This is a genomic window from Bacillus sp. NTK074B (assembly GCF_017303375.1).
In the GTDB taxonomy this organism is placed as follows: domain Bacteria; phylum Bacillota; class Bacilli; order Bacillales; family Bacillaceae_B; genus Rossellomorea.
Window position 1 is genome coordinate 227,487 of the sequence record NZ_JAFKOH010000001.1, and the last position, 14,095, is coordinate 241,581.

Consider the following 14,095-nt stretch of genomic DNA (forward strand, 5'->3'; position numbering starts at 1 on the left):
AACGAATTCTCAAATCCGAGAATTCGTTCTTTTTACACATTTAACGTTCTATTACTGTAACTTTCAGGATTCAATCCTCTACTTTCAAGCCAGTGATACACGTGGCCCGATAGTACCATTGGTACGCTATGAAGATCTTCTATCCGTCTGCAACCAAGAGCACACATTAGAAACTGAATATCCGTATGCATCTGATTCACTTCATGAATGGTATCCTCAAGACCCGATTCCAGGAGCTGCTTGAGAATGACGCCGGCCACCCCTACAGCAGATGCTCCCAAACCTAGAGACTTAACGATGTCTAAGCTATTCTGGATACCGCCGGAAGCAAGGATAGGCTTATCCGACGAAGCATAGCATTCAGCAAGGGATATTGCAGTAGGGATTCCCCAGTCATCGAAGAAACTCAACATACGTTCCCGGCGTTGATTTTCAATTTTCGAGAAGTTTGTTCCACCAAAGCCCCCTACGTCGATGGCTGAGATACTTGAGTGGGTTAAGGATTCTGCCGTTTCTTTACTAATCCCAAAACCTGTCTCTTTCACAATGACAGGGACACATATACTTTCAGAAATCTCCTGTATTCTATCCAAGGCACCCCTGAAGTCACGGTCCCCTTCTGGCATGGTCAATTCTTGAATCACATTTAAATGAATCTGTAATGCGTCAGCTCTGATCATCTCAACGGCATCTTTGGCCTGTTGGACGGTAGCCTCACTTCCTAAATTCCCAAACACCATTCCATCGGGGTTATGTTTCCTGACAATCTCATACGTCCTTCGTTCAGCAGGATCCTTAAGTGCCGACATTTGAGAGCCTACTGCGATGGCCATACCCGTTTCCCTGGAAAGGATCGAAAGTTCTTCGTTTATTTTTGAAGTAGCATCTCCACCGCCGCCCGTCATAGCATTTATGAAAATTGGCGAACTCCATGTAAGTTCGCCAATTTGAGTCTGCAGATGAATGTCATCTACTGCTATATTCGGTAAGCTTGGGTGGACAAAAGCCACTTCATCGAAACCGGTCCTTCGCTGCTGACCGGTCGATAAAGCATAATTGATATGATCTTGCTTTCTTTGAGCTCTCGTCACAATTCATCACCATTACTTAAGATCTTTTAGTTTGTCTCCAATCATTTCACCCAATTGGAAGCCGGTACTTTCTTCCGGCATTTCATAGTCCGTGACTTCTTCCTCTTTTTCTTCAAGGGCCTTGATGCTTAATGACAGGCGTTGTTCGTTTTCGTTAACGTCAAGCACCTTCACTTTCACATCCTGATTCTCCCCGAGCACTTCGTGTGGAGTACCGATATGCTTGTGTGAGATTTGAGAGATGTGAACTAGTCCTTCAACGCCAGGCAATACTTCAACAAATGCACCGTAAGATACCAAACGTTTTACAACTCCATCCAATACGCTTCCTTTAGGTGCCTTTTCAGAGATATTACTCCATGGTCCCGGCAGTGTTTCTTTGATGGATAAAGAGATGCGTTCGTTGTCCCGATCGACGCTCAGCACCTTCACCTGCACCTTCTGTCCTTCTGTTACAACGTCGGAAGGCTTTTCTACATGTTCGTGGGATAGCTGTGAAATATGAACAAGTCCATCTACTCCCCCGATATCAACGAATGCACCAAAGTCGGTGATGCGTTGTACAGTCCCTTCCAGTACGGCCCCTGATTCAATATCAGTTAGAAGCTGTTTCTTTTGCTGCTGCTTTTCTGCTTCTACTACAGCCCGATGGGAAAGGATTAAGCGGTTCTTATCTTGATCCAATTCAACAATCTTGAAGGTTAACGTTTTATCTTTATAGTCTGAAAAATCTTCGACATAATAATCTTCCACTAAAGATGCGGGTACGAATCCCCTGACACCAAGGTCGACGACAAGACCGCCTTTAACGACATCTTTCACTTCTGCTTCGAAGACATCGCCATTTTCAAAGCGGACCTTCATTTCTTCCCATGCCTTTTCGGCGTCCACTTTACGCTTGGAAAGAACAAGTAGTTCTTCTTCCACTTTTGTCACGATTAACTCAAGTACATCCCCTTCACTGACTACATCAGAAGCTTTTTCGATATGAAGGCTTGAGAGCTCACTGATTGGAATGATGCCATCCACTTTACTATCCTGAACGTCGACTAAGACTTGTTTCTCTTCCACCTTAGTGACTGTCCCTTTTACTTTTTCACCAATTTCAAGATTCTTCACTTCAATTCCATTCATGTCTTCCATTATGTACTCCTCCTTAATCCATGACTGCAAAGATTTTGATTATTGCAAGACTTCACAATTTAAAATATTCTTTCTACTAACTTCTAATAAATACTACTTTTTGTCAAGCGGGAAACCTTATATTATTGATGCTCGTGTATAAGATTTTCGATATGCTTCATGATAATTTCCGTCGTCTTCTCCGCGTTTATTCTTTCTTCACGAATACTTCCCATATCGATCGGGGGCCCGAATACAACCTTCAATTTCTTGAACGGCTTGTATGGTCCAATGATGGCACAGGGAACCACGTAAGCTTCAGACCGAAGCGCAAAGAAACCGGCACCTGCCAATCCCTTTCCAATTTGTCCTGTCTTACTCCTAGTACCCTCTGGAAACAATCCTAAAACATCTCCCTCTTTCAGAACCTGCAACCCTTTTCGCAGTGCTTCCCTGTCACTCATACCTCTCTTCACAGGGAATGCCCGTAGGTCAGGCAATAATTTACCTAATACAGGTACATTGAACAGTTCTTCTTTTGCCATAAACGACACAGGTCTTGGAGCTGAAATCCCTACAACAGGGGGATCAAGATTATCGATGTGATTCGTACAAAGCAAGACCCCTCCTTCTTTCGGGAAATGTTCAGTTCCCTTCACATCAATTCGGTACAATGGAAAAAGAATCGATTTAACGAGACCTCTAGCGAAGGTGTATAGGTTCACTTTAACCTTTCCTTTCTACTAACTTCATAATTTGATCCACGACTTCTGAAATGGAAAGAGACGTAGTATCGATTTCTGTTGCATCCGCCGCCTTCTTTAGTGGGGCGATCTCCCTTTCAGAATCAATCTTGTCACGGCGGGCAATTTCGTCTTTTAATTGTTCCAGATCAGATGGATACCCTTTGGATAAGTTCTCTTCGTGTCTCCTCTGTGCTCTTTCATCTACACTCGCAAGTAAGAATACCTTGATTTCCGCATCCGGAATGACATGGGTACCAATATCCCTGCCGTCCATTACAACAGCGCCTTCCCGTGCAAGTTCCTGCTGTCTTTTCACCATTTCTTCCCTGACCCCGGAATGAACAGCCACATGGGAAACTGAATTGGTAACTGCAGATTGACGGATTTCATCGGTCACATTTTTCCCGTCCAGAAACACAAGCTGTCCTTCATCAGAAGGTTCAAGTTCGATAATAGTTTCTGACAACAATTCGTTTAATTTACTTTCATTATGCAAGTCTACTTTCTCCGTCAAAGCTTTATATGTTAAAGAGCGGTACATCGCCCCGGTATCAATATAAAGATAAGATAATTTCCCTGCCACTATTTTGGCAACTGTGCTTTTCCCTGCAGCTGCAGGTCCATCGATCGCAATTCTTAATTTTTTCAATTCATCCACCTACTTAATTTCCTAATAATTTTCTTACCCATTTTAACATAAATCTTGTTTTTCGTTTAACGATTCTTACTTTACTATGTGTTTAGGGAACACGCATTCAAGAAAAATAGAGCAGGTATCAATCTCCTGCTCTTTTGGTTAGGGTTTCAACTATTTCACTGTATTTCATTTTCTCCACCCCTTCATAGAACACGATCTTATGAAGTTCGGGGAGGATATTCAGTTGATGTACCATGAATTGCACTGCTATAAGTAATATAAAGTGTATGATGGCTAATTTAATTAAAATTCGTTCTACTGTTTTCACGTGAATCACCCTTTTTCCGTTTTAAGAAAAAGTATGTGTACTTATGAGGATTTTATTCAAGCAAGCCTTTTTTTCTTAAATCGAGCTGTTTTTCAAAGCAATATCTTAAAATGAGTTGTCTCTGACTTTCAGTCAAGTGAACAAACTCAATGCTCGCAATCTCTTTATGCTCCTTCTTCCAGACGCGGATCACCCTGCCCTCGATCTCTACATACTGACACTCTCCGGTTTGCATAGGCAGAACGATAATAGTAGACAGCTTTGTACCACTTTTCACATCCATCCCCTTCCTCACCACCACCGCACAGCCCCCTGCACTGAGGTCTTCTGTGAGTGTCGGATAAAACTGGTCATTAATCCTCAAGGAGATATCCGTATTGGCCTCTACTCTAACAAATTGTCGCCGTTGGATCTTCACTAGGCCATCGTCCCCAGGGAAATGCAGATGAATCATCGGGATTTTGGATAATTTACGACCCATCACTTCCGTTTCAAACATCAGGACCGTTTGCTCATTGATGGTGAAGCTTGCTTTAAGCTGTGTACCATCAATTAAAAAAATGGCTTTCTCTGTCTTGGTATGAATGGGATAATCAATATAAATCCCATCCTCAGAAAGCTCGACGACCCTGCATCTATATCGATCAACATTTTCATTATGTATAGGTTCCAACTGCAATGTCGTTCCTGTCTTTATCATAGTCCAAAATTCCCACTTTCCTTTTTCTGTATCTATATTATGGCATGCCATCCCCCTCCTTTCCAGCCCTTTTTTGTTCATTCTGAATTTTCCAACACAGAAGAGGGACATAGCTCCGGCTGCGGAGCTATGTCCCTCAAAATATCAAACCACTTCTTCATAAATCGGCTCTGCCTTTTTGAGCCTTTCCACTTTTTCTTCTTCGCCTGTCTTCGCATTAACGAATATTCTGTAGGTATCTTTCCCCAGCATTCCTAAGAATTCATAGCATAGTACTTCTTCGTTCAAATCGTTCACGATCACTGCTTGCCGTTCTTCCATGATCTTCAGGTTTGGATTCGTCGTTTCTTTCGCTTGAGCTTTGGTTATAGTCGCTTTAGGTATTTCTCTCACGTGATTGTTCTTTAAGTATTCTTCTGCGGCAAATCCAACAATTTGTCCATTATCCAGGGCCACTTTTATTTTTAGAGAATCTGGATAAATCCTTACCCCGTCCAAAAGCGTCACGTAGGTGAAAATACCGATATTATCGTATTGTGCACTCTCAAACATCTCCATATTATGGAAGTTATTTTCTTTTAAGAACGCATTTGCCTCTTCTGCAGCCTTATTCAGGCTTATCTTTGGCTTTTTGATCTCACGGTTGTTGATGTACCAAATTGGATACCCGCCTTTTTGGGTCACATCCATGCTGGCTTCCGTATTTCCATTACCAACGGACACGCTAAAGAACTTGTAATCTGACCCTTTTCCGCTCTTCGAAACTTTTGCATCCTTCGATTTAGGAATACCGGAATATTTTCGTAGGATTTTGACGGCTTCCTCTTTTGAAATCTGTTTTCCCTTTAACTTTTTGAAATTCTGATCTTTTTTCTCCGTGTTTACGAATGTTGTCGATCCAAAGTTCGCTTCATCATATCCGGAAACATTTTTTTCGACGGTTTTGAAACCATCAATAATGGTATTATCCGCCTGTTCATCACCTGATGCCAATGCCATTTCTACATCCATCCATCGCAAGTTGTTTTCAATGACAAGATGCTGGACTTTACGTAACTGATTTTGTATATCGGCACTTTGTTCATACAGGTTTTCCAATGATTTATATTCTTTATCGGTTAATGGATTCTTGTCTAAGTCCCTTACAGCTACGCGATAGCTGAAATCACCGATTTTACTTAAGAATTCTTCCGTTTTATTGAATGGAAGCAGCGTCAAAGGCAACTGTCCCACGTCGCTGTGAGCTTGTGAGGTTAATCTCCAAACATCTGCAAGGGCAGGGGATAATGATTTTCTGGAATTCATGGCAAGTGTAGACCCGATTTGATCATGAAGCAGGTCCACCTGATAAGTCAATTCGTGAAATGCTCTTTGATAGTTATTTTCCGCATTGATTAATATCGCATTTTTCTCCTGGTGTTCCTGGTACCCCCAGAAAGCGGTTCCGGCAACACCGAGTACTAGTACCGTAATTAGAATGACACGCACCATTTCGATTCACCTCTTTAGTTACAGAATATATGTTTCCCTATTTTCTTGATTTGTGGACGCGACCATATCCATTTGCTTGTTGCCGTCGCAGGATTAAAGTAGTAGAGAGCACTTGAAGAAGGATCCCACCCATTGATTGCATCTAAAACTGCTTCTTTTGCTCTTTCATTAGGGGTTAACCATATTTGACCATCTGCTACCGCAGTGAACGCACCAGGTTCAAAGATGACCCCTGCCACAGTATTAGGAAACGCAGAACTGTCTATTCGATTAAGAATGACTGCCGCTACAGCCACTTGACCCTCGTAGGGCTCTCCACGTGATTCCCCATAAACGGCGTTGGCGATCAATTGAATGTCATTTTGAGAATATCCATTTGGTGTATTCGTTGCCGTTGGTTTCGAAGGTGCTGGTTTTGGTGCTGGTTTATTTTGTTGAGTTGATGTACCTCCACCACTCTTCCCCCCTCCATCAGGAGCCTTTTGTTTATTAAGGTCCGTTCCACCATAATGACTGAATTTTTTTCCTTTTTGGATTTGGTTTTTCACAAATTGTTTATTATACTTTGACGCCTTTACAAGCTTTTCTTTTGTTGTCTGTCCTGCCAGTCCATCGATTTTCAGGCCGAATTCGTACTGAAAGTTTCTAAGTGCCCAGTACGTCCCCCATCCAAAAACCCCATCAATATCACCGTTATAATATCCGATATATTGAAGTCTGGATTGAAGTTCAATAACATCTTCACCCGTTGCGCCTTGTTGAATTACCTGGTTTGTAAAAGCGTCCGCCTTCTCTCCCTCAGAAGAAATCATAAAGAGAGAACACATAAGCACCATGACGACTGAAGTAGAAACCCATTTGAAACGACTATTCATAATGCTATAACCTCCATATCTTCAATTAACATTAACTCTAGTTTTTGTAGAGACTCCCATTTTATACAATTGGAATGATAAAAATATGAAAAGGATATAAGGTTTCCGAATAAAAGAAACACTTTGATAACACACTGTAATGTCTAAGCAAACCCCATGTAAACAAGCCAAGATATACTGTGAAAAGGGAAGGTCAAAATATAATGGGAGGGTCATGATGGAAGATTATTTAGCAAAGTCTTTGGAAGAGTGGAAAGAGGATATTTCAGAGGTACTGGATCAAATTAATACGGACTATGAAGAGGTTAAGAAGGAATTGAAGGTCTACTCCTACAAATACGGTATAACAAAACAGGTCATACAGTCGACGGTGAATGAGGAAATCATTGAAAATATCAGGGAGATGTATCATAAGCCTTTTGAAGAAAAGTATAACGAACTGAAAGAATACATAAGGGATCTGGAAGAAAAAAGAAAAGTGTTTCAAATGTTTGTAAATAAAATTGATGAAGTAAAACGGAAAGAAGCTCCTAAAACCGATCTTGCCGCTGCATATAAATGAAACAGGAAAAGGCGCTCCTGGTGGGAGCGCCTTTACATGACTTCTTTCTTCAATTCCATTTTGTACTTCTTCTCAGTAAGCTGATGTGCACTCTTCACTTTCTTTAACCCCAGCCACCACAAGAATAACATAAACGGAATCATATAATAGATCCAGTTTTTCTCAGCCAGGAAGATATAGTTGTAGGTACCATGCAACAGGAGCGGAACCGATATGGCAAGAAAAAGCCATTTAAGCCGTTCTTCACTTGAAGAAAATTTGGCTTTTCCTAGATAATACCCCATAATGACACCGAAAAGAGCATGACTGGAAACTGGCAGTATAGCTCTTCCAATTGCATGTTCAACACCATTGGCAACCAAATATAAAATATTCTCCACTGTAGCGAAACCGAGTGATACACTCGCTCCGTACACAATCCCATCATATGGTTCATTGAAATCAACATGCTGAAAGATTGCAAACATCAAAATAAACCATTTAAAGAATTCTTCGAGGAAACCAGAGGAAATAAAAGCCGTTGACCAGTTAGAGTCAATGATTCCTTCGACTTCCAGGACATATTGTAAAAACATAATTGGAAAGGTGATTATCGCACCATACATAAACGTTTTAAACACCAGTGTAATGGGTTCCGCCTCGTATTGATCCCGTAAATAAAAGTAACTTAGCAATGCTAATCCTGGTGCTATACCCGCTGATAAAATCACCAGCATACAAAAGTCCTCTTTTCTTTCGGTTTTCTTAATCGTATCATGTTAATGTAGGATTTGAAATAGGAATTTAATTGGTTGGAGGAATGAGTGATGAAGAAAGATATTTTAGTCATACATACAGGCGGGACCATCTCTATGATGGAAGACGAACAGACGGGAGCCGTCACTACGGGGAAGGAAAACCCCCTTTCTGTACAGACGTCCATTGTATCAAACCTGGCGAATCTAACAGTGGAAGAGGCATTCCACCTGCCTTCCCCACATATTACGCCAATGCATATGCAGAAACTAAAAGAAATCATTGAAACGAAATATAAGGAAACCCCATTCCATGGTGTTGTCATCACCCATGGGACAGATACACTGGAAGAAACCGCCTACTTCCTGGACTTGACCCTGTCCCTTCCCATCTCGATTGTTGTAACAGGGGCGATGAGGTCAAGCAATGAAATTGGAGCGGACGGTTTATATAATCTGATTTCATCCGTGCGTGTTGCAGCTAGTGACAAATCAAAGGATAAAGGGGTACTGGTCGTCCTGAATGATGAAATCCATTCAGCGAAAAATGTAACCAAAACCCATACAAGCAACGTATCCACTTTTCAAAGCCCCCAATATGGACCGATTGGTATCGTGACCAAAAGGGGGGTACTCTTCCATCACCAGCCCACTTCCAATGAGTATTACCAGATCTGCGATATCTCAAAGAGGGTAACGCTCATTAAAGCATATGCCGGCATGGATTCGGGTCTCCTGATAGCCATAAAGGATCTTCAATACGACGGTGTGATCATTGAAGCACTTGGACAGGGAAATCTTCCTCCTGAAACGGTGAACGGCATTGAAGCACTCGTAGAAGCAAATATTCCCGTCGTATTGGTTTCAAGATGCTTCAACGGAATTGTTCAGGATATTTACGGGTACTCCGGTGGAGGAAAACAATTGAAGGAAAAAGGTGTTATTTTCTCCAATGGACTCAATGGGCAAAAAGCTAGAATTAAATTAATGGTTGCCCTTTCCCAGACGAGGGACATGAATGAATTAGAAATGATCTTTAAAAACTGAAAAAAATAAAGAGAAAGAGGTCCCTAATCAGGACCTCTTTCTTGGGATTAATCTTTACTTCTACCCGTAATGGATTCAGCAATCAGGCCACCGTGGTGACGGCCATTCTCAATAAATATTTCATTGGCATTATTCCCTGCTGCTATAACACCTGCAATATAAACTCCTTCCACATTCGTTTCCATTGTGTCCGGATTAAAAGCAGGACGTCCTGACGACCTGTCAATGTCTATGCCCATCCTTGTCAGGAAGCTGTGATCAGGGTGATAGCCCGTCATAGCAAAGACAAAGTCATTAACCACTTCTTTCTTCTCCCCATCGACGGTGTAAATAACCGAGTCATCCGTAATCTCTTCTACACATGCATTAAATTCCATGGTGACTTCGCCATTTCTCACCAGGGCATCAAAATTCGGGAGGATCCAGGGTTTTACGCTCTTGGAATATTCACTCCCCCGATATAACACCGTTACCCTTGCCCCCGCTTTATTTAATTCAAGCGCTGCGTCAACTGCCGAGTTTTTCCCTCCAACAACTGCCACATCAGTATCAAAAAATGGATGTGCTTCTTTGAAATAATGAAACACTTTTTCCAAATTTTCTCCGGGGATCTCCATATAATTGGGATGATCATAGTAACCCGTTGCGATGATAACAGCTTTGCATTCGTATTTCCCCTTGGAAGTTGAGACGGTAAAAGCTCCCTCATTTTTCTCAACTTCACGAACGGTTTCGAAGCGGTTGATTCTTAAGTCTTTGCGCTTAGCCACTTCACGATAATACACCAACGCCTGATTCCTTCTTGGCTTGTGGTCTTCAATGACAAATGGTACATCTCCGATTTCAAGTTTTTCACTTGATGAAAAAAACGTTTGATGAGTGGGATAGTGGTAGATCGCATTCACGATGTTTCCCTTTTCAATAATCAATGGATCGATCCCTTTTTCTTTCAAACTAATGGCAGCAGACAGTCCGCATGGGCCTCCGCCTACAATGATGCATTCTTCCTTTTTCAAATTCAGACACTCCTTCAATTCCTCTATCTGAATGGTCTTTTCCGTCCGTACGCTTCAGATTATAATAAAAGTACAATACATAATTATTATGGAATAGTTTTTCGTTCAGGTCAAAAAGGAACACTCGTTTCTTCCGGTCCCCTCACTTATATTATAGTTATTACGGTCGAAATGAATGTGATATGTAAAAAAGAATGGGATGCCCTGCACCCCATTCTCCTTTATATTTAAATCCACCCTCTGAATCGGCAGGCTTCAGCCATTTTCCTTACCCCTACCATATAAGCGGCAAGCCTCATATCCACTCTTCTTGTTTGTGCCGTTTCATAAACATTATTAAAAGAATTTACAAGGATTTTTTCGAGCTTTTCTTCCACTTCTTCTTCAGTCCAGTAATAGCCTTGATTGTTTTGAACCCATTCGAAATATGAAACCGTCACTCCACCTGACGAAGCTAATACATCAGGAACCAGAAGGATTCCCCTATCTGTCAAGATTTTCGTGGCTTCCAATGTCGTTGGACCATTAGCTGCCTCGACAACGATGCTCGCACGGATATTGTGGGCATTCTTGTCCGTAATCTGATTTTCAATGGCTGCCGGTACAAGAATGTCGCAATCAAGTTCCAGGAGTTCTTCATTGGTAATCGTATTATTAAATAGATTCGTGACCGTCCCGAAGCTGTCACGTCTGTCTAACAAGTAATCGATATCCAATCCCTCCTCGTCATGCAGGCCCCCATATGCATCAGAGATTCCAATCACCTTCGCGCCGGCTTCATGCATAAACTTGGCAAGGAAGCTTCCGGCATTCCCGAATCCTTGCACGACCACCCTTGCACCTTCCAGTTTGATTCCCTTTTTCTTTGCAGCTTCGTTGATGCAGATCGTCACTCCTTTGGCCGTTGCTGTTTCGCGGCCGTGAGATCCCCCGAGAACGAGTGGCTTCCCCGTGATAAACCCAGGAGAATTGTATTCATCAATCCGACTGTATTCATCCATCATCCAGGCCATGATTTGAGAGTTTGTGAATACATCCGGTGCAGGAATGTCTTTGGAGGGCCCGACAATCTGGCTGATGGCCCGGACATATCCACGGCTTAATCTTTCCAATTCCCTGAATGACATAACCCGTGGATCACAGATGATCCCGCCTTTACCTCCCCCATATGGTAGATCGACAATTCCGCATTTAAGGCTCATCCAGATCGAAAGCGCTTTAACTTCTTTTTCCGATACATTCGGATGAAAGCGTATCCCGCCCTTAGTCGGTCCGACCGCATCATTGTGTTGCGCGCGGTATCCCGTAAACACCTTTACTTTTCCATCGTCCATGCGGACAGGTATCTTAACCGTTAACATGCGTATAGGTTCTTTTAGTAATTCATAAACTTCTTCTGAGTATCCTAATTTATCAAGTGCAAGATGAATAACCGTTTGTGTAGATTTCAGTACATCATGTTGTTCTGATGCTTGGTGATTTTCTTTCCCCTTTTCGGCTACCATGTATGTAAACCTCCCAGTATCCTTCACTGTTTAGCGGAACCGTGCCCGCTTTCATGACATAGTATACACGTTTGATTTCCTCTTGCAAAGAAGGAAAATTAAATAAAGAATATTTTTTTGAAAACGCTGTCATAAAAGAAAAGCGGAGGCGGCTTGACCAGAGGCGACAAGCATAAGGCGAACCAGCCGAAAAGGCGCTTTTGCCTTTTTGGCTGGTTTGACTTATGACCTCGAGCCTCTAGCCGCCGGAGCTGGAAAAGAAAAGCGGAGGCGGCTTGACCAGAGGCGACAAGCATAAGGCGAACCAGCCGAAAAGGCGCTTTTTGCCTTTTTGGCTGGTTTGACTTATGACCTCGAGCCTCTAGCCGCCGGAGCTGGACACCAAGAAAAGCGGAAGGGGGCTCGCCCTGGGTCGACAAGCAGGATAAGGTTCGTGCAATAGTGAAAAGATCGAATACTGAAGAACGGTTGTTAAATTAATTAAAGGGTGGATTCAGTTCGTTCATCTCCCCCACCGATCTGCACGCACCCCATTAATCCCACTAAAAACGAAAAAAGCACTCTCAGGATCGCCTGAAAGTGCTAAAAAGGATACTCCTCAAAAACCTTGATGCTATTATATTAAAAAAGGGGGTAAAGATGCATTGCCTTAACCTGCGTGCAAGGTTAGAAATAATATAATATCTTGTCGATGGAATCCCTAGTCAGCACTGCATGGCCGTATTCCAACAGAATATATTTTGTAATCGTCGTTTGCAGACCATATTCGGCGCAAATTGCTTCCAGGATGAAGCTGTCTCCTTCAAGCAAATTCTCAATTAGGATATAGTATTTTTTTTCATAGAAATAAATACTGCATTGAAAAAGGGCATTGTTCACCTCTCCCATCTGCTTGATTCGTTTTAGAAGGGCAATTAAATCATCGAAATCATCGAAATAAACGAGCACATCGTGATCATTCATGGATTTCATCAATTCGGTGCTTTCTTCCCAGTCAGAAAAATCATCTTCTGATTCTAATGTAAGAATCATACAGATTTCATGGTCATCGAATGATTCGATTTCCACTGTGATCTCCATTTGGGTTTCAATGCCGAATTTCCCTTGAACTTCATCTAACATGTCTTCAAACAGATCATGCCACATGTAGGAATCTTTCCATTGGTCTTGTTCAAACAAGCCTTTTTGTTCCAATTCCTCTACACTAATGGAAAATTTTATTTTATTGTCCGAAATTCTCTCGAGCTTCATCTTCGTACCCCCTAGAGTGTGACGATTTATCATCATACTATGTAAGGGGCTGAAAACAGTGCATATTCCACTTATAATTTACTTTTGAGCCATTGTTCCCACTGGGATTTGGATTGTCCTACGATGTGTTCAACAAACTCTTTTTTTAAGTCTTTCGGAAGATGGTCTACAGCGAATCCCCCCATACCGATGACCAGATCACTCCGCTCATTTTTTAATGAAGTGACCAGAGATAGAAGATTGTCTACATTTTCAAGCAGGGTGCAGGAGAAGAATAGAAACTTTGGGTTCACTTCGTCCAGCACGATGTCTATATCGTTTTCTTTAATGCTTGATCCCAGATAGATGACTTCAAACCCTTTTCTCCTGACGAAAAGGGTGAAGATTAACAACCCCAATTCATGCCATTCCCCCGGTCCACAGACCGCGACTACTTTAGGTAAGATGCCGTTATGCGGGAAAGAGTGCATGATGATACCGATTCTGGACCTGAGAATAGATGTTGCAAAATGCTCATGAGCCGTCGTGATTTCACCTTTTTCCCATAGATCACCGATTCTGACGAGGAGGCTTCCGAGAATGTCAATGACGACTTTATCTATTGTATATACAGAAAAAGACTGATTGATCAAATCGTGGGCTTTCGTTTCATCAAAACTTAATAATGCCTTTAACAAGTCATCAGAAATCGTTTGAGTGCGATCTTTTTGATCAGAGGTAGTAATCTCATTTTCTTCAAGCTCCTGTTTATCCAGTAAAGCTACGGCCTGGCTGATGGTAAAACCCTGATCAACCTTTTCAACGAGCCATTTCAATATATTTAGATGCTGTTCCGTATAAAGGCGGTGACCCGATTCATTACGGACTGGGGCAATGATCTGATACCTTCTCTCCCATGCCCTCAAAGTACCCGGTTGAATACCTAAAATGGTAGACACAGCTTTTATATTATATTTTCCTTCTAACTTTTTTTCATTGCTCATCAATAGT

15 protein-coding genes are annotated in these 14,095 nt (G+C 42.0%); 2 read left to right on the plus strand and 13 right to left on the minus strand.

Annotated features, from left to right (window positions below):
* Positions 1 to 32: 32 nt before the first annotated feature.
* The 8 genes from fni to sleB form a co-directional block, all read right to left on the minus strand.
* On the minus strand, positions 33 to 1,091 hold the full coding sequence (gene fni, locus JI667_RS01260) for a type 2 isopentenyl-diphosphate Delta-isomerase (protein WP_206849336.1): 1,059 nt from the start codon (positions 1,089 to 1,091) through the stop codon (positions 33 to 35).
* Between the two features lie 12 nt (positions 1,092 to 1,103).
* Positions 1,104 to 2,237, minus strand: coding sequence for a 30S ribosomal protein S1 (rpsA, locus tag JI667_RS01265; RefSeq protein WP_206850477.1), 1,134 nt, complete (start codon positions 2,235 to 2,237; stop codon positions 1,104 to 1,106).
* A 119-nt stretch (positions 2,238 to 2,356) separates the two neighbouring features.
* Positions 2,357 to 2,938, minus strand: coding sequence for a lysophospholipid acyltransferase family protein (locus tag JI667_RS01270; RefSeq protein ID WP_206849339.1), 582 nt, complete (start codon positions 2,936 to 2,938; stop codon positions 2,357 to 2,359).
* 1 nt (position 2,939) lies between these two features.
* Positions 2,940 to 3,608, minus strand: coding sequence for a (d)CMP kinase (cmk, locus tag JI667_RS01275; protein WP_211201151.1), 669 nt, complete (start codon positions 3,606 to 3,608; stop codon positions 2,940 to 2,942).
* 127 nt (positions 3,609 to 3,735) lie between these two features.
* Positions 3,736 to 3,924 (minus strand): YpfB family protein, encoded by a 189-nt coding sequence (locus JI667_RS01280; RefSeq protein ID WP_206849349.1) that lies wholly within the window; start codon positions 3,922 to 3,924, stop codon positions 3,736 to 3,738.
* A 52-nt stretch (positions 3,925 to 3,976) separates the two neighbouring features.
* Positions 3,977 to 4,675 carry a flagellar brake protein gene (locus tag JI667_RS01285; protein ID WP_244668162.1) on the minus strand — a complete coding sequence of 233 codons (699 nt, stop codon included), beginning with the start codon at positions 4,673 to 4,675 and terminating at the stop codon, positions 3,977 to 3,979.
* 93 nt (positions 4,676 to 4,768) lie between these two features.
* A complete protein-coding gene (ypeB, locus tag JI667_RS01290) occupies positions 4,769 to 6,115 on the minus strand; it encodes a germination protein YpeB (RefSeq protein WP_206849357.1) in 1,347 nt (448 codons plus the stop codon).
* Between the two features lie 14 nt (positions 6,116 to 6,129).
* Positions 6,130 to 6,951, minus strand: coding sequence for a spore cortex-lytic enzyme (gene sleB / locus JI667_RS01295; RefSeq protein ID WP_244668176.1), 822 nt, complete (start codon positions 6,949 to 6,951; stop codon positions 6,130 to 6,132).
* 256 nt (positions 6,952 to 7,207) lie between these two features.
* Between sleB and JI667_RS01300 the strand changes: the two genes are divergently transcribed.
* Entirely contained in the window at positions 7,208 to 7,552 is a 345-nt protein-coding gene (locus JI667_RS01300; RefSeq protein ID WP_206850486.1) for a hypothetical protein, read from the plus strand.
* Between the two features lie 32 nt (positions 7,553 to 7,584).
* Here JI667_RS01300 and prsW read toward each other — a convergent pair whose 3' ends face one another.
* Positions 7,585 to 8,268 (minus strand): glutamic-type intramembrane protease PrsW, encoded by a 684-nt coding sequence (gene prsW / locus JI667_RS01305; RefSeq protein ID WP_206849376.1) that lies wholly within the window; start codon positions 8,266 to 8,268, stop codon positions 7,585 to 7,587.
* Between the two features lie 90 nt (positions 8,269 to 8,358).
* On the opposite strand from prsW, the gene JI667_RS01310 reads away from it, so the two are divergent.
* Positions 8,359 to 9,333, plus strand: a complete 975-nt coding sequence (locus tag JI667_RS01310) for an asparaginase (RefSeq protein ID WP_206849378.1) — start codon at positions 8,359 to 8,361, stop codon at positions 9,331 to 9,333.
* Positions 9,334 to 9,380: 47 nt separating this feature from the next.
* Here the strand turns inward: JI667_RS01310 and JI667_RS01315 are convergent, their stop codons facing one another.
* The 4 genes from JI667_RS01315 to JI667_RS01330 form a co-directional block, all read right to left on the minus strand.
* Positions 9,381 to 10,349, minus strand: coding sequence for a YpdA family putative bacillithiol disulfide reductase (locus JI667_RS01315; RefSeq protein ID WP_206849380.1), 969 nt, complete (start codon positions 10,347 to 10,349; stop codon positions 9,381 to 9,383).
* Positions 10,350 to 10,576: 227 nt separating this feature from the next.
* A complete protein-coding gene (locus JI667_RS01320; RefSeq protein WP_206849384.1) occupies positions 10,577 to 11,854 on the minus strand; it encodes a Glu/Leu/Phe/Val family dehydrogenase in 1,278 nt (425 codons plus the stop codon).
* Between the two features lie 666 nt (positions 11,855 to 12,520).
* Positions 12,521 to 13,105, minus strand: coding sequence for an adaptor protein MecA (locus JI667_RS01325; RefSeq protein WP_206849395.1), 585 nt, complete (start codon positions 13,103 to 13,105; stop codon positions 12,521 to 12,523).
* Between the two features lie 71 nt (positions 13,106 to 13,176).
* Positions 13,177 to 14,088: a MerR family transcriptional regulator gene (locus JI667_RS01330; protein ID WP_206849397.1), complete on the minus strand. Its 912-nt coding sequence runs from the start codon at positions 14,086 to 14,088 to the stop codon at positions 13,177 to 13,179.
* Positions 14,089 to 14,095: the final 7 nt, after the last annotated feature.